At 71.8% G+C, this 16,400-nt stretch carries 14 protein-coding genes; 7 read left to right on the forward strand and 7 right to left on the reverse strand.

Going from position 1 to position 16,400, the window contains the following annotated elements; all coding sequences use genetic code 11:
• Positions 1 to 95 precede the first annotated feature (95 nt).
• Positions 96 to 1,754: a metallophosphoesterase family protein gene (locus AB4030_RS01420; protein WP_442277387.1), complete on the forward strand. Its 1,659-nt coding sequence runs from the start codon at positions 96 to 98 to the stop codon at positions 1,752 to 1,754.
• Here the strand turns inward: AB4030_RS01420 and AB4030_RS01425 are convergent.
• The 4 genes from AB4030_RS01425 to AB4030_RS01440 form a co-directional block, all read right to left on the reverse strand.
• The gene (locus AB4030_RS01425; protein WP_442277388.1) at positions 1,744 to 3,507 is read right to left on the reverse strand and encodes an AMP-binding protein; all 1,764 of its coding nucleotides are present in this window, start codon (positions 3,505 to 3,507) and stop codon (positions 1,744 to 1,746) included. The genes AB4030_RS01420 and AB4030_RS01425 overlap by 11 nt on opposite strands.
• Positions 3,508 to 3,556: 49 nt before the next feature.
• Positions 3,557 to 4,249, reverse strand: a complete 693-nt coding sequence (locus AB4030_RS01430) for a PH domain-containing protein (RefSeq protein WP_442277389.1) — start codon at positions 4,247 to 4,249, stop codon at positions 3,557 to 3,559.
• A 112-nt stretch (positions 4,250 to 4,361) separates the two neighbouring features.
• Positions 4,362 to 4,655: an SHOCT domain-containing protein gene (locus AB4030_RS01435; protein WP_442277390.1), complete on the reverse strand. Its 294-nt coding sequence runs from the start codon at positions 4,653 to 4,655 to the stop codon at positions 4,362 to 4,364.
• A 32-nt stretch (positions 4,656 to 4,687) separates the two neighbouring features.
• Positions 4,688 to 5,137, reverse strand: a complete 450-nt coding sequence (locus AB4030_RS01440; protein ID WP_442277391.1) for a DUF6325 family protein — start codon at positions 5,135 to 5,137, stop codon at positions 4,688 to 4,690.
• Positions 5,138 to 5,425: 288 nt separating this feature from the next.
• On the opposite strand from AB4030_RS01440, the gene AB4030_RS01445 reads away from it, so the two are divergent.
• On the forward strand, positions 5,426 to 6,499 hold the full coding sequence (locus AB4030_RS01445; protein ID WP_442277392.1) for an SGNH/GDSL hydrolase family protein: 1,074 nt from the start codon (positions 5,426 to 5,428) through the stop codon (positions 6,497 to 6,499).
• 64 nt (positions 6,500 to 6,563) lie between these two features.
• Positions 6,564 to 8,120, forward strand: coding sequence for a phytoene desaturase family protein (locus AB4030_RS01450; protein ID WP_442277393.1), 1,557 nt, complete (start codon positions 6,564 to 6,566; stop codon positions 8,118 to 8,120).
• Between the two features lie 2 nt (positions 8,121 to 8,122).
• On the opposite strand, the gene AB4030_RS01455 is transcribed toward AB4030_RS01450, so the two are convergent.
• Both AB4030_RS01455 and AB4030_RS01460 read right to left on the reverse strand, forming a co-directional pair.
• On the reverse strand, positions 8,123 to 8,710 hold the full coding sequence (locus AB4030_RS01455) for a DNA-3-methyladenine glycosylase I (protein WP_442277394.1): 588 nt from the start codon (positions 8,708 to 8,710) through the stop codon (positions 8,123 to 8,125).
• Between the two features lie 136 nt (positions 8,711 to 8,846).
• Positions 8,847 to 10,079: a helix-turn-helix domain-containing protein gene (locus AB4030_RS01460; protein ID WP_442277395.1), complete on the reverse strand. Its 1,233-nt coding sequence runs from the start codon at positions 10,077 to 10,079 to the stop codon at positions 8,847 to 8,849.
• An 86-nt stretch (positions 10,080 to 10,165) separates the two neighbouring features.
• Here AB4030_RS01460 and AB4030_RS01465 point away from each other — a divergent pair, with 86 nt between their 5' ends.
• From AB4030_RS01465 to AB4030_RS01480, 4 genes are all read left to right on the forward strand, one after another.
• On the forward strand, positions 10,166 to 11,314 hold the full coding sequence (locus AB4030_RS01465; protein ID WP_442277396.1) for a ferredoxin reductase: 1,149 nt from the start codon (positions 10,166 to 10,168) through the stop codon (positions 11,312 to 11,314).
• Positions 11,315 to 11,346: 32 nt separating this feature from the next.
• The gene (locus AB4030_RS01470; protein WP_442277397.1) at positions 11,347 to 12,510 is read left to right on the forward strand and encodes a fatty acid desaturase family protein; all 1,164 of its coding nucleotides are present in this window, start codon (positions 11,347 to 11,349) and stop codon (positions 12,508 to 12,510) included.
• Positions 12,511 to 12,571: 61 nt separating this feature from the next.
• Positions 12,572 to 13,438 carry a phosphatase PAP2 family protein gene (locus tag AB4030_RS01475; RefSeq protein WP_442277398.1) on the forward strand — a complete coding sequence of 289 codons (867 nt, stop codon included), beginning with the start codon at positions 12,572 to 12,574 and terminating at the stop codon, positions 13,436 to 13,438.
• Positions 13,439 to 13,448: 10 nt separating this feature from the next.
• Positions 13,449 to 15,131, forward strand: coding sequence for an FAD-dependent oxidoreductase (locus AB4030_RS01480; RefSeq protein WP_442277399.1), 1,683 nt, complete (start codon positions 13,449 to 13,451; stop codon positions 15,129 to 15,131).
• A gap of 561 nt (positions 15,132 to 15,692) precedes the next feature.
• On the opposite strand, the gene AB4030_RS01485 is transcribed toward AB4030_RS01480, so the two are convergent.
• Positions 15,693 to 16,316, reverse strand: coding sequence for an FMN-binding negative transcriptional regulator (locus AB4030_RS01485; RefSeq protein ID WP_442277400.1), 624 nt, complete (start codon positions 16,314 to 16,316; stop codon positions 15,693 to 15,695).
• Positions 16,317 to 16,400 lie beyond the last annotated feature (84 nt).

Raw genomic sequence — 16,400 nt, forward strand, 5'->3', positions numbered from 1 at the left:
CTCGCTCCGGTGCGCTGATCGGTCCATCGCAGCACGCCGACGTGAACGGACAGTGCCCTGCCGGTGACGGGTCCCGGTCCGGTTAGGGTGAGGCGATGCGACAGGTGGGGAACCTGCTGGCCGGCGACAGCCCCTGGCTGCGCCGGGGCTCGCACGTCCTCACCTGGCTCGCGATCCTCGTGGCCTGCTACCTCGGCGGCGTCGCCGCGACGAACCTCGCACCGACCGTCGCGGAGACGTCGCAGTACCGCGCGGTCCTGCGGCTCGACCCGGTGCCGCGCCACTTCCCCGTGCTCCACGCGCCGACGATCGTCGGGGACGTCGATGTCCAGTTCGCCTCTCCCCTCGTGGCGCCCGGCCTCGACGTGCAGGTCGCGGTGCGCGAGGAGATCACCAACCTCTTCACCCGGCCCAACGTCGACATCAGGGCGCTGCAGCCGTCACCCGACGAGATCTCGTCGGCGATCGCGCAGGCCGCGACCGGCGTCGGCATCCGCTTCCTCCTCGGCGCGGCGACCATCGCGGTGCTGCTCGCCCTGGCCTCCCACTACGTGCGACAGCGCTCCACGCGCCGTCACCACGTGCTCTTCGTCGCGTCGGCCATGGTCGTCGCGACCGGCGTCACCTTCGGTGGGATCGCCCTGACCTACCAGCCGGACCGCTTCGCGGAGTACCGCACGAGCGGCGTCCTCGGTGTCGTCCAGCGCAACGCCGGCCTGCTGGCCGACGTCGAGGCTCGGGCCACGCAGGTGACCCCCTACTTCCGCAACCTCCTCGCCGTGACGCAGGCACTCCAGCAGAAGTACGTCGCCGGCAACGTCAACGAGCCCGCCTCGGCCCGCTTCCTGCTCGTCTCGGACATCCACGGGGCGAACCAGTACGCCCTGATGCGAACGATCATCAAGGAGGAGGACGTCGACGCGGTCATCGACAGCGGCGACCTCGTCAACTTCGGCCGGGTCCAGGAGGGCGACGCCGCCGGGCTCTACCGCTCGATCCAGTCTCTCGGGGTGCCCTACATCTTCACGAGCGGCAACCACGACCAGTCCTCGGCGAGCGACCGGGCGGTCCTGGCTCGGCTCGCGCGCATCCCCAACGTCGTGCTCCTCGAGAACCCCGCCGGGTCGCTGCGCGAGGTGACCTTCCACGGACTGCGCATCACCGGCTTCAACGACCCGCGCTGGTTCGGCGACGACAACACCGACCCGACGGCCAAGGAGAAGCCCGCCGCCGACCGCTTCAACGCCGCCGTGGCCGGCCAGCCGGAGCCCGACATCGTCGTGACCCACGAACCGTATGCCGCCGAGCAGGTCGAGCGCGGACGCCTCCTCGTCAACGGGCACATGCACACCCCGGCGCTCGAGGGGAACCGGATCCAGGTCGGCACCTTCACCGGTGGCGGCGTCGTCTCGCACTACTCCGAGGGTCCGGGGCAGGAGCTCGACGGGCAGCCGTACTCCTTCGACATCGCGCAGTTCGGCACGGCCTGCGAGCTGACCTCGCTGACCCGCTACTCGTTCCGCAACCTCCTCGAGGGCCGGCCCGCCTACGACAACGTCCAGGTCATCAGCGGCGCCCGCATCGACCCCTACCGTCCCCCGGCGTCGACCGCGCAGCAGCCGGGCCAGGACCACCCCGACCCGGCCAGGCGAATCTGCAGCCGCATCGACGACACGACCATGCGCGCGCTGCCGCTCACGCCGGGCGACCCTGCGTCCCCGACCACCTCGACGACCTCGTCCGTCAGCCCTTGAGCTCGGGGAACTGGTCGTCGCGCCACTCGTTCTCGGGCTGGGCCGCCCCCGTCGCGTCGAGGTCGTTCTCGCGGCCACGCAGCTCGACCCGGCGGATCTTGCCCGAGATCGTCTTGGGCAGCTCGTAGAACTCGATGCGGCGCACCCGCTGCCACGGAGCGAGCTTCTCGCGGGCGTGGGCGAGGATCGAGCGCGCCACCTCCTCACCGGGCTCGTGGCCCGGGGCGAGAGCGATGTACGCCTTGGGCACCGCCAGGCGCACCGCGTCGGGCGCCGGCACGACCGCCGCCTCGGCGACGGCGGGGTGCTCGATGAGGACCGACTCGACCTCGAACGGGCTGATCTTGTAGTCGCTCGCCTTGAAGACGTCGTCGGTGCGGCCGACGAAGGAGATGTAGCCGTCGGCGTCGACCGAGGCCACGTCGCCGGTGTGGTAGAAACCGCCGGCCATCGCATCGGCGTTGCGCTGCTCGTCGCCCTGGTAGCCGGTCATGAGCGGCACCGGGTGCTGCGAGAGGTCGAGGCAGATCTCGCCTTCGCGGTTGCCGTCCGGGTCAGCCTGCGTGACAAGGGTGTTCGTGATCGGGTCGACGACGACGACCGGGCAGCCCGGCAGGGGTCGGCCCATCGAACCGGGCTTGACGGTGGAGCCCGGGGTGTTGCCGACGGCGGCCGTCATCTCGGTCTGGCCGTAGCCGTCGCGGATGGTCAGTCCCCATGCCTTCTCCACCTGGGCGATGACCTCGGGGTTGAGCGGTTCGCCGGCGCCGATGACCTCGCGCAGCGAGCCCGGACCCGCGGAGAGGTCGCTGTTGATGAGCATCCGCCACACGGTCGGCGGCGCGCAGATCGAGGTGACCTCGTGCGTGTGCAGCACGCGGAGCAGTGCGGCCGGGTCGAACCGGCTGTAGTTGTAGACGAACGCCGTCGCCTCCGCGGCCCACGGGGCGAAGAACGACGACCACGCGTGCTTGGCCCAGCCGGGGCTGCTGATGTTGAGGTGCACGTCACCGGGCTGCAGGCCGATCCAGTACATCGTCGAGAGGTGCCCGACGGGGTAGGAGCGCTGGGTGTGCTCGACGAGCTTGGGCCGGCTCGTCGTGCCCGAGGTGAAGTAGAGCAGCATCCGGTCGTCGGGGACCGTGCCCGGGTGCTCGGTGGGTCCGACCTCCATCGCGTATGCGGCCTCGTGGCTCTCCCAGCCGTCCGTGACGGTTCCTGCCGGGTCGGCTCCACCGACCGCGATGCGGACGTAGTCGCCGGGCACGTCGTCGAACTTGTGCACCTCGGACGCGTTCGTGATGACGGCTCGCGCCGCGCCGCGCTCCATCCGGTCGACGAGGTCGCCGGGCCCGACCGCCGTCGTCGTCGGCACGACGACCGCGCCGAGCTTGATGACGGCGAGCATCGACTCCCAGAGCTCGACCTGGTTGCCGAGCATGAGGACCACCGAGTCGCCGCGACCGATCCCCAGCGCGGCAAGGTGGGCGGCCACCTGGTCGGAGCGCCGGGCCATCTCGTCGTAGGAGTACGAGCGCGACGACTCGTCCTGTTCGACGATCGTCAGGCAGGGGCGGTCGTTGCCGCGCGCGACGGCGTCGAACCAGTCGACCCCCCAGTTCCACCGGTCCCCGACGTCGGGGAACCTGAACTCCCTCACCGCGCGGGCGTGGTCACCCCGCAGGGCGAGGAGCTCGTCACGGGCGGCCCGGTAGGCCGCGGTCACACCGGCTTCGTCGACAGCGGAGGTCATGCCCCGACCATGCCACAACGGCTTGCGGCCGGGAGCGGGACAGCGGAGCTCAGAGCGGCAGGTCGCTGCCGTCGCCGAGGTCGCGCGGGCGGCGCCGCTCCTCCGCGAGCTCGGGCCGGTCGGGGCGGTCGCTCCGGTCGCTCCGCTGGCGCGGGATCGCCCTCGTGTCCTCGGTGTAGCCGTCATCGGCAGCCGCGTAGGCCGGGTCGGACCCCGGCGCGTCCAGCGCGACCCGGCCGTGCGCGCGGCGGCGCAGGTCGTCCTCGTCGATGAGGCGGTTGATGAGCTGCTGGACCTCGTTGCTGCGCGGGATGTTCGCGAGGTTCTCGTCGGGGCTGTCACCCGCGGACTCGATGTGCAGGGAGCCGGAGCGGATGATGCGGTCGAGCACGGTCTGCTGGAAGCTCACGTCGGTGATCTTCGAGAGCGTGATGTCCTTGCCGTTCTTCGTCAGGATGCCGCGGCGCACCATGACGCGGTGCGAGGTGATGACGTAGTGGGTGGTGCGCCAGCGCAGATAGGGCACGACGAAGGCCGGGATGGCGACGAGCACGAGCACCGCGACGGCGACCCACTGGATCCGGTTGCCGGTCTCGTCGTCCGGAGTGACGACGGCGATGGCGATGCAGGCGGCGGCGAGCAGCAGGCCGAAGATCGTCGGCGCCACCACGGTCAGCCAGTGCGGGTGCAGGTCGCGCTCGACCTTCTCACCCTTGGCCAGCACGTTCTCCGGGAAGCCCACGGTGATCCTCCTGTCGTCACGGCCTCGATGGACCACGAGTACCCGATCAGCCTAGGCGGAAGCACGGTGCGTGCACGCGAGGATGACGGCCAGGCGGACGTGTCGACGGGTCTCACGCCAGGATGCGCGCCTTCTGCTGCGCGAACTCCTCGTCGGTGAGGACCCCCTGCTCGTGCAGGGCGCCCAACCGTTCGAGCGCCCCCAGCATGTCGTCGGTCCCGGCTGCTTCGGTCTCGGCAGGCGGTTCGGGCGCAGCGGCCGGCGCCGGGGCGGCCTCTGGCGGGGGCGGCGGCGCCTGGGCGGCCTGGGTGTCTGCAGCCTGCTGGGCCTTGGCCTCCTGTCCCCGTCGCACCTTGCCGCTCACGGCGGTGGCCGTCCCAGCGACCACCGCCGTTCGGGCCGCCATACCCATCAACCCCGGTCGGCCCCTCCGTCCCCTCATGACCCCTCCTCGTTCGACGAGATGGCGGTGAGCGCCGTCTCGATGTCCTCGCGCGGCAGGCGCTCCATGACGAGCAGCTGGCCGTCGAGCTGCCGAATCTCGGCGGCGATGTCAGCGGCCCAGCTGTTCTCCCAAGCGATGACGAGGACGGTCGTGCCCGGGTCCATCTCGGCGGCGATCGCGAGCGCGTCGTCCTCGCCGACGAGGTCGGGCATGACCGTCGGGAAGCCGAGGAGTTCCTCCGCACCTTCGGGCGACTCCGCGTCGTACATCAGCACGCTGCCGTCGTCGTCCTTGCGGACGAGGAGAACGTCGAGCACGCGCACGGCGCCCCGATCGACGGCGCGCGCGACGGCATCACGGATGCCGGCCTGGCGTAGTTCCCCGCGGAAGCCGATGACCGCCAGATCCACTGGGCCGATCGGCGCTGTCGTCGCAGTCGACATGGGACGCCCTCACTCCCGTTCATGGCGACGCCGCACGGCGTCGCTCGCCTTCATGCTGCGGCGACCATCCACGCCGGACATCACCCCGGGAGGGTGACACCCGGCCAAGGCAGTGCGTCGCCGCACTGGCTCTGATCCGCCCGCCCTCGGCTCGGGTCGCGGCGGGGCGGAACTGCCCCTAATGTCCGATACCGGGACGTGTGACGCGGGCACCACGTGGTCGGCACCGGCCCCACGCGGTTTGCAGTGCGCAGGGTCAGCAGGCCTCCCACCATCAAGGAGTGCGTCGTGAAGCGCAGGTCCGTCATGTCCTCCCGTCGCCACCGCGCCCTCGCGGCCGGCCTCTCCGCCCTCGTCGGGGTCGGGGCGGCACTCACTCTCGGGCCTCCGGCCGTCGCGGCCGGCACGACCTATGTCGCCCTCGGCGACTCGTACTCGTCCGGCACCGGGACCCGCTCCTACATCAGTGACGGGACGACGTGCCAACGGTCGGTCTACGCCTATCCCTCGCTCGACGCCGCGGCGCTCGGCCTCACGCTGAGCTTCCGCGCCTGCTCCGGCGCCACGGTCGCCGACGTGACGAACACCCAGCTGTCGGCGCTGTCGAGCGCGACGGCATACGTCACGATCTCGGTGGGCGGCAACGACGCCGGCTTTGCCAACGTGCTGTCGACGTGCGCGCAGCCGAGCTGGCTCAGCAACTGCAACGGCGCGGTCGACTCGGCGCAGACGATCATCAACACCAAGATCCCGGGCCGGCTCGCGTCCCTCTACTCCTCGATCCGGGCGAAGGCCCCGAACGCCCGCGTCATCGTCGTCGGCTACCCCCGCATCTTCAACGGCGAGGACTGCAACGCCCTCACGTGGTTCTCGCCCACGGAGGAGTCCCGCCTCAACGCGACGGCGGACCTGCTCAACTCGAAGACGGCGACGGCGGCGTCCAACGCGGGCTTCACCTTCGTCAACCCGACCTCGAGGTTCGTCGGGCACGCCGTCTGCGACGACGTCGACTGGCTCAACGGTCTGTCGAACCCGGTCACCGAGAGCTACCACCCGGACGTCGCCGGCCACCGGGACGGCTACGCCGTCGTGACGAAGCCGGCGTTCGGGCTGGCTGTTCAGCTCGCCGCAGCGCCGGCCGAGGCGAAGGCCGTCACCTCCGCCGACTCCCTGGCCCGGGACGCGAGGCGGTATGCCGCCGTCGACCGCACGATCCGGCCGGAGCGGTTCGTCGCTCCCGATCTCACGACCCCTGCCGCGCGCGCCGCCGCGGCCCGAGTGGGCGTCGACCTGGGCAGCCGCGCGAGCATCGACGCCGCCGACCGGGTCTACACCGCACGTCAGGACGCCGCCCACCGCTGAGCGACAGGACGTGGGGCCGCGACACACCAGTGCCCACGTCCGCACGGTCACCTAGGGTGACCTCGTGCGCTACGACGACATCATCATCGGGGCCGGTCACAACGGTCTGACGGCCGCCGCCTACCTCGCCAGGGGCGGGCGCCGCGTGCTCGTGCTCGAGCGCGCGGACCACGTGGGGGGCGCGGCCGTCTCGGCCCGCGCCTTCGACGGCGTCGATGCCCGCCTCTCGCGCTACTCCTACCTCGTGTCGCTGCTGCCGCGCCAGGTCCTCACCGACCTCGACCTCGACCTGCGGCTCATCCGGCGGCGGTTCTCCTCCTACACGCCGGTGCCGTCGGACCCCGACCGCGGGCTGCTCGTCGACCACGGCGACGCCGCCGCGACCCGTGCCGCCTTCCGTGCGCTGACCGGCGGTGACGACGCGTATGCCGGGTGGACCGACTTCTACGCGCGCATGGCCGGTGTGGCCGAGCGCGTCTTCCCGACCGTCCTCGAACCGCTGCGTTCGCGGGACGACGTGCGCGCCCTCTCGGGTGACGCCGACCTCTTCGACGCGCTGACGACGCGCCCCATCGGCGAGCTCATCGAGTCGGTCACCGCGGACGACACGCTCCGCGGCATCATCGCCACCGACGCCCTCATCGGCACCTTCGCATCGCTCGGAGAGACCGATCTGCGCCAGAACGTCTGCTTCCTCTACCACCTCATCGGGGGCGGCACCGGCGACTGGGACGTGCCCGTCGGCGGCATGGGTGCACTCACGGACTCGCTTGCGGCAGCAGCGGTCTCGGCCGGAGCGACCATCCTCACCGGAGCCGAGGTCACGTCGGTGGACCCGTCCACCGGCGAGGTCGCGTGGTCCGGCGGTGACGCAGGGCGCGGCAGCGCTGTGGCCGGCAACCTCGTCGCGGGCTGCGCGCCCACCGTGCTCAACCGCCTGCTCGCCGCCTCCGGCGCCACGCCCGTCGACACGGAGTCCGACGTCGAGGGGGCCCAGATCAAGGTCAACATGCTGCTGACCCGCCTCCCCCGCCTGCGTGACGCCTCCGTCGACCCGGCGGCCGCCTTCGCCGGGACCTTCCACATCAACGAGGGCTACGGCCAGCTGGAACAGACGTATGCCGCGGCGCGCGACGGGCGCATCCCCGAGCTGCCGCCGTGCGAGATCTACTGCCACACCCTGTCGGACCGCTCGATCCTCGGGCCGGACCTCGCGGCCACGGATGCGCAGACACTGACGCTCTTCGGCCTGCACCTGCCCGCCCGGCTCTTCCGTGAGGACAACGCGGCAGCGACCGAGGAGGCCCTCGCGGCGACCCTGCGGTCGCTCGACTCCGTGCTGGGCGAGCCCATCGAGGCGGTGCTCGCGCGCGACGCCGACGGCAACCCGTGCATCGAGGTCAAGAGCCCCGTCGACCTCGAGCAGTCGGTCGGCCTGCCCGGCGGCAACATCTTCCACCGCTCGCTGCAGTGGCCCTGGGCCGAGCAGGACTCCGAGGTGGGCACGTGGGGCGTCGAGACGGCATACGACAACGTCCTGCTCGGCGGAGCCGGCGCACGCCGCGGTGGTGGGGTCAGCGCGATCCCCGGCCACAACGCTGCCAAGTCGGTGCTGGGCTGAGGCTAGGCCTGCCAGACGCCGGAGCTGCCGCGGCGGTGGCTCCCGACGAGGTGCGTGTCGATGATGCCGACGGCCTCCATCAAGGCATACATCGTCGTGGGACCCACAAAGGCAAAACCTCGTCTGCGCAACGCCTTTGACAGCGCCTTGCTCTCGTCGGACACCGTGGGCACCTCGGAGTGATCGGCCGGTCGCGGGGTGTCGGCGGGCTGGAAGCCCCACACGAAGTCGACAAGGCCACCCTCCTCGCGCAACGTGACCGTGGCGCGGGCGTTCGTGATGGTGGCGCGGATCTTGCCGCGGTGGCGGACGATGCCGGCGTCGCCGAGGAGCCGCTCGACGTCGTCGTCGGTGTAGGTCGCGACGACGTCCGGGTCGAAGTCGGCAAAGGCGGCCCGGAAGGCGGGGCGCTTGCGCAGGATCGTCGCCCAGGACAGCCCGGCCTGGAAGCCCTCGAGGCAGATCCGCTCGTACAGCCCGCGCTCGTCGCGGATGGGCATGCCCCACTCGGTGTCGTAGTAGTCCATGAGGAGGGGGTCCACCGACGCCCACGTGGGGCGGGCGAGCCCATCAGTGCCGACGACCGTCATGCCGCGACCCTAGGACACCCGAGCGACACCGTCCGCGGCAGGATGAGGACGTGACGCCGGCCCGTATGCCGGACTCGACCTCGAGACGCTCGACCTGCGCGCCCAGCCCGAGCACCGGTCACGGCAGGCTGAGTGGTCACGCCTGGGTCGATGATGAGGCGGACAGTGCGATGACGAGCTCACGCACCACCGCCGGGTCGCCGAGGCGGTCACCGTAGAGCTCACGCACCTGACCCATCCGGTAGCGCACCGTCTGGGCGTGGATGTGCAGCTCGGCGGCGACCTCGTCGCGGCGTCCCTGGTGCAGCAGCCACGACAGGAGCGTCTCGGCGAGCCGGTCCCGGGTGCCCGGTGCGAGTTCAGCCAGGGGCGCCAGCACGCGGGCGCGCAGGTCGGCGAAGGCCTCCGGGTCGGCGGTGAGGACGAGGTCGGCCAGGTGCTCCTCGGTGTCGACCGGGGCCCCCGTGCGCGTCGAGCGGGCCAGGCCCACGGTGCGCGCGGCACGGCCGTAGGACGAGCGGGCCTCCGCCCACGGGCGCGGTGGACCCACGACGGCATGGCGGCCGGCGAGCACCCGCAGCAGGTGGAGCCGGCCGGGCCCGTCGGCGTCGGGCACGAGCAGGAGCGTGAGCGGGTGGTCGGGGTCGACGTGCTCGAGGCCCTGCAGGTCCTCGCCGAGCTGCAGCGCGTCGGTCCCGAGCGAGGCGAGCGCCCGACGTGCCTCCGCGGCGGGCAGCAGCACGGCCGTGAGCGAGACCGGGACCGCCCACTCGGCCCGGGCTGCGGCCGCGGTCAGCACGTCAACGCCCGCGCCCGCCATCAGGTGCTGGCCCAGCCGTTCGCGGTAGCGGTCCCGGACCCGACCGCTCGTGGTCAGCTCGTCCGTGTGGCCGGCCACGCTGGCCGCCGACAGCTCGTCGATGTAGGCGAAGAGCAGCTCTGCGAACTTCGCCATCGTCGTCGCCGGCAGCCCCGCCTCGGCTGCCGCGCGGGCCAGCTCGCGCCAGGACACCCGGGCGCCGACGCGGTATGCCGCGAGCAGGCTGTCCATCGAGCGACCCCCTCGCGCCTCCCCCCGTCCGAGCGCGTAGGCGCCCTCGCGGGTCGGCCCCAGCGGCGTGCTCGCGTCGACGTCGCGTCCGCCCGCGAGCTTGAGGAAGCCCGCGATGGCCATCTGAACGGCACGCTCGATCGTGTCCCCGGCCACCCCTCCGAGAGCGCCGCGGTAGTCGGGGACCTCGTCGACGACTGCTGCCACCGTCGTCGTCGCGATGGCGGGCAGCCGCTCGCGCAGCACGCGCAGCACCGCGTGGTCCAGCTGGAGGTCGGCAGCGCCCCGAACCGTGGCGCTGCCCGCCGCCTTGGCCATCGACTGTTCCCTCCGAACAAGAGTTCCCGGATACTTCACGCCGAATGGTCAGGATCTTACCCTTGACCCTCAGTCATGCTGGAGGCATGAGCCTGACCGGACTCTCGAAGATCTCGAGCCCCTCACCCCGAGCCACCCGCCCGACCCTGCGCGGACGGCTCCTCCAGCTGGCCGAGCGCGCGACCTCCCCCCTGCTGCCGGCGGACTACCTCGACCTGTTCGACCCCCTGCGTCCGGGCGCCGACCTGCGCGGACGCATCGTCGCGGTCCACCCCGAGACCGCGGACGCCGCCACCATCGTCATCCGCCCCGGCGCCGACTGGGCCGGCCACGTGCCGGGCCAGTACGTGCGCATCGGGGTCGACGTCGACGGCGTGCGCCAGTGGCGCGCCTACTCCCTCACCCACGGCCCGCGCCCCGACGGCCACATCTCCATCACCGTCAAGGCCGTGCCGGACGGGCTCGTCAGCACCCACCTCGTGCGCGAGTCGCGACCTGGCACGCTCGTCCACCTCGAGCAGGCCCAGGGCGAGTTCGTGCTGCCGACCGACGGCGGCAAGTTCCTCTTCGTCACCGCCGGCTCCGGCGTCACGCCCGTCATCGGGATGCTCCGCAACCTCTTCCCGGTCGCTGACTCGGGCGTCGTACGCCTGCCCCGCTCGGCGGCATACGACATCGTCGTCGTGCACGTGGCACCGAGCGAGCCCGACTCGATCTTCATCGACAACCTCCGGTCGCTCGACGCCGCGGGCCTGATCCGCCTCGTGGCCCGCTACGACGACGAGCACGGGGTGCTCGACGTCGCCGACCTCGAGACGCTCATCCCGGACCTGCACGACCGGCAGACCCTCGCGTGCGGCCCCGGCGGCCTGCTCGACGCGCTCCAGGCGCACCACGACGAGCGCGGTCTGCCCCTGCTCACCGAGCAGTTCCGGGCCTCGACGCTCGTCGTCGGCGAGGGCGGCACCATCGACTTCACCGGCTCCGGCGCGACGGTCGAGGCCGACGGCGCCACCCCCATCCTCGACGCCGCCGAGGCGGCCGGCGTGCTCATGCCGTCCGGCTGCCGGATGGGCATCTGCTTCGGCTGCGTGCTGCCGCTGCGCGAGGGCGCCGTGCGCGACCTGCGCAACGGTGCCGTCACGACCGCGACTCCCGGCGAGACCGAGGGCGAGGGCGTGCCGATCCAGACCTGCATCTCCGCGGCCGCCGGCGCCTGCGTCATCGACCACTGACACCCACCGACCTCCGAACCAGAGGAGTCACCATGACCGTCCTGCAGAAGAAGACCCACAACCCGATCGCCCACCTCACCCCCGAGGACATCGAGCAGATCGGCGTCGAGCTCGACGCCATCCGGCAGTCCGTCATCGACACCCGCGGAGCCGACGACGCGGCCTACATCCGCAAGGTCATCGCCACCCAGCGCAAGCTGGAGCTCGGCAGCCGCGCCCTCCTGCTCGTGTCGATGTTCCCGCCCGCCTGGGTCGTCGGCACGGCCGGCCTCGCGGTCGCCAAGATCATCGAGAACATGGAGATCGGGCACAACGTCATGCACGGCCAGTGGGACTGGATGCGCGACCCGAAGATCCACTCGACGACGTGGGAGTGGGACAACGCCAGCCCGTCGGACCAGTGGAAGCACTCGCACAACGAGCTGCACCACACCTACACGAACGTCATCGGCAAGGACAACGACCTCGGCTACGGCATCATGCGCGTCGACGAGGACCAGCGCTGGGTGCCGCTCTATGCCGCGCAGCCGCTGTGGAACTTCGTCAACGCCTGCTTCTTCGAGTACGGCATCGCGGCCTACGACCTCGAGCTCGGCAAGAACCTCGCCACCAAGGAGCGCCGCCAGGACCCCGACTTCCGGGCGCGGGCCAAGGTGACGCTGAAGAAGATCCGCAACCAGATGACGAAGGACTACGTCATCCACCCGCTCCTGTCGGGACCGTCCTTCGTCAACACGCTCGCCGCCAACGCCACGGCCAACCTCATCCGCAACCTGTGGACCCACTCGGTCATCATGTGCGGCCACTTCCCCGAAGGCGTCGAGACCTTCGAGCGCAGGTCCATCGTCGGTGAGACCCGCGGCGAGTGGTACCTGCGCCAGATGCTGGGTTCGGCCAACATCAGCGGCAGCAAGGCCATGCACTTCATGACCGGCAACCTCAGCTTCCAGATCGAGCACCACCTCTTCCCGGACCTGCCGAGCAACCGCTACCAGGAGATCGCCCCGCAGGTGCAGGACCTCTTCCGCCGGTACGGCCTGACCTACACGACGGGCTCGCTCCCGCGGCAGGTGGGGTCGGCGTGGAAGAAGGTCATCCGGCTGTCGGTGCCGAACGGCTTCCTCGGGCGACGCGCCAAGGCCTCTGTCACGGACCTGGCCGCCTCGAAGCCGGCCCGGGAGCACCTCGCGGCCTGAGCGGGTGGCAGGGCGCGCGGCGTCCAGGGCACGACGGGGCCAGGACGGGTAAGGATGGGGCATGCCCGACTCCATGCGCCCGCAGACACCGGACGACACGATCGGCGCCCGGGACCTGACGGCCTGGCACACCCGCTTCGGGCAGGGGCTCGTCGGCGTCTTCGCGGCGATGGCGCGCGCCTCCCGCCCGGCCGTCCGTCGTGTCGCCTCGTGGTCGTCGGCGCACGTGGCGTTCGTCGTCTTCGCCGTCGTCGCCCTCGTCGTCATGGCGGCCCTCGTCGAGGGGGTCGAGACGGTCTACGAAGGGGTCGTCGGTCGCGACGGGCTGACCGCGGTCGACCAGCCCGTCTTGGACTGGGCCGTCTCGCTCCGCTCCCCCGGGCTCGACTCCGCAGTCACGGCGTTCACGAATGTCGGCGGTCCGGTCGGCATGCCGATCCTCGCGCTCGTGGCCGTCGCCGTCATCACGTGGCGTCGTCGGCGGTGGACCCCTCTCGTGCTGACGCTCATCGCCGCCGCCGGGTCGCTCGCCATGACGATCGTCGGCAAGGACCTCGTCGACCGGGCCCGGCCGCCCGCTGCCCTGGCCGTGCCGCCGCTCGAGGTGTCCGCGTCGTTCCCCAGCGGCCACACGCTCAACGCGACGGTGCTCACCACGGTCGTCGTCTATCTCGTCCTCATCGAGACCACCGCAGCCTGGCAGCGCAGCCTGGCGATCACGCTCGGCACCCTCTTCGTCGGGGCCATGGGGCTGTCGCGGGTCTTCCTCGGCCACCACTGGCTCACCGACGTGCTCGCCGGCTGGCTCATCGGGCTCGCCTGGGCGCTGGCCGTCATCACCGCACACCGCCTCTGGCTCACCCTGCGCGAACGGCCCGCGACGGTGGACTCGCGCGACGGCATACTCCCGGAGGGCTCCGCCTCCTAGGATCGATCGGGTGAACCCGGCGATCATCCTGGTGTCCGAGACCCGATCCGAGGAGCTGCTCGACGAGTTCGGGCGCTACTCCCGCGACTACGAGCTGCCCACCGCGGGCTCGGCCCACGAGGCGAAGCTCGCAGCGAAGCGGGTCGTCGCCGAGGGCGGTCAGGTCGCGATGTTCGTCACCGAGTCGCGACTCCCCGACGCCGAGGTGCTCGAGGCCTTCCACTGGTGGCGCGCGACGGTGCCGACGGCGCGGCGGGTCATCGCCGCCCACGTCTCGAGCTTCCGCGAGGACGCCGAACGGCTGCGGGGCGGGATGGCCAAGGGCAAGTACGACGCCTACCTCCTCATGCCGCGCGGCGCCCGCGACGAGGAGTTCCACACGGCCATCTGCGAGCTGCTGTCCGACTGGGGCTCCACCGTGGCCGAACCCGAGGTGGTGGCGGTGGCCATCGTCTCCCCCGTCGAGGACGCCCTGACGCTCAGCATCCGCGACTACCTCGACCGGATGGGCATGCCCAACCGCGTCTACGCCCCGGACAGCGACGAGGGGCGTGCCGTGCTCGAACACGTCGAGGGTGACGTCGCGCCGGAGTATCCGCTCGTCATGGACCTCGGCAAACGCGTCGCCACGGCCCGGAGCGTGCGCGACGTCGCCACGCGCATCTACGGCCGGCCGGCCGACGTCGACGTGGACCGCGTCGTCGACGTCGCCATCGTGGGCGCCGGACCGGCGGGCCTCGCGGCCGCCGTCTATGCCTCGTCCGAAGGCCTGTCGACGGTGGTCCTCGAGGCGGAAGCCGTTGGCGGACAGGCGGGCACGTCGTCGATGATCCGCAACTACCTCGGCTTCCCGAGGGGGATCTCCGGTATGCGGCTGGCCCAGCGAGCGCGCAACCAGGCGATCCGCTTCGGCACCGAGTTCTTCACCGGGTGGCCCGTCACATCGTTCACGCCCGGCACACTCGACGAGACTGGCGGGCCGCGGCCGCACGTGCTGCACACCGAGGGCGGCGAGGTCCGCGCGCGGGCCGTCGTCGTGTCGGCCGGCGTGAAGTACCGCCGCCTGGACGCGCCGGGCATCGAGCGGCTCGTCGGGCTCGGCGTCCACTACGGCAGCGCCATGACCGCCGCCCGCGAGATGGAGGGCTCGGACGTCATCGTCGTCGGTGGCGGCAACTCGGCCGGTCAGGCCGCGATCCACCTCGCGCGCTTCGCCCGGTCCGTGACGATCCTCGTGCGGCGTGAGTCCCTCGCCGAGACGATGTCGAGCTACCTCGTCGGCGAGATCGGCTACAACCCGAGGATCACGGTCCAGGGCTGCTCCGAGGTGACCGAGGGCGGCGCCGGTGAGGACGGCCGGCTCGGCTGGGTCACGGTGCGCGACACCGCCGGCGGCACCGAGGAGCGCCGGGACTGCCGCGGGCTCTTCCTCCTCATCGGCGCGGCGCCCTACTGCGACTGGCTGCCGGATGCGGTAGCCCGCGACGGGCGCGGATTCGTGCTGACCGGTCGCGACGTGCCGCAGCGTCTGTGGCGAGAGGGATTGCCGCCGGAGAGCCTCGAGACGACGGTGCCCGGCGTCTTCGCCGCGGGCGACATCCGAGCCGGCTCGATGAAGCGCGTGGCCGCCGCCAGTGGCGAGGGCGCGTCGGTCGTGCCGCTCGTGCACGCCTGGCTCGACCCGACCCGCTGAGCCACCCCTCCCCCCTCTGTCCCCACCGTCGAAAGGCCACGTGTTGTCGGGTCGCGTCGGTCGAGTGGCCATTTCACGTCGCCGGGGCGTGGCCTTTCGACTCACGCGAAGCGGCCGAAGCTGGCCTCTCGACGGGTTCGAGGCGGCCAGACGTGGCCTCTCGACGGTTTCGAGGCGGCCAGAGGCGGATGAGCTGCCCGTCGCGAAACGAGTAGCGGTACGCCGTCGTCGTGGCCGCCGGGAGGTTGGCGGGGTGTGCGGCGTGGTTCCGATGCGGGTGCGGGGGCCGGCTCCCCGGCCGCGCGCACGGGTGTCAGACCACCGGAGATGCCTGCCGCGTGGGCCTGCCCGGCCCCGAGGGCCGCGGTGCCGACGAAGGCGACCGCGACCGCCGCGCCCGCTGCGCCGAGCGCTCGGCGCAGCGCGGAGTGGAAGGTCGACGGGGCGTCTGCGGGGCCGGGTGTCGTGTCCATGGGTCCACCGTCGCGGCGGCGGCTGTGCGGCATCTGTGCCTCACGGATGCGTTCGACATGGGTGGGCGGCACTGCAGCGGAATGCCGCTCACCCGCGGAGGGCGCGCTCCATTTCTTCAGCAACCACCCGGGCCACGGCATCACCCTCGCCGCGCAGGCCGGCGATCGCGCCCTCGCGATCGGCGTCGGACCGGTTCTGGCTCAGCTTGGCCTTGCCCTCCACGGAGTCGATGAGGACCTCGATGCCGACGATGGCACGCAGGCGACCGCGGACGTACTTCGGTGGCGCATCGCTGACAGCCCACGGCTGTGCACGGTTCGCCTCGTGCCGCTCCGTGAGCCTCGTGACGACGTCGAGCACCCAGTCGGGGTCGTCGTGGACCGTGACCGCTCCCCGCAGCTGCACCTCGCTGTAGTTCCACGTCGGGACCACGCGCCCGTGCTCGGCCTTGGTGGCGTACCAGCCCGGAGACACGTAGGCGTCGGCACCGCTGACCACGATGAGTCCCGGGGACGCCGGCGCGATGCGCGTCCAGTGGTCGTTGGCGCGGGCCAGGTGGCCGACGACCCGCCCACCGTCGACGATCACGGGCAGCAGCGTCGAGTCCGGGCGTCCGTCAGGGCCGACGGTGACGAGGTGCGCCGCCGCGTGCGCCGCGAGGAATGCCGTGAGGTCAGGGTCGTCCATGTCGTTGGCCTTGGGCACGTACATGCTCCGATGGTCGCACGCGCCGTCCGGACGGGACGCGCGACGGCGGGCGGACGGCACACGCCCTGCGGTGGGGACGGACGACGC

This window comes from Terrabacter sp. 2YAF2 (genome assembly GCF_052114705.1).
Classification (GTDB): Bacteria; Actinomycetota; Actinomycetes; order Actinomycetales; family Dermatophilaceae; genus Terrabacter.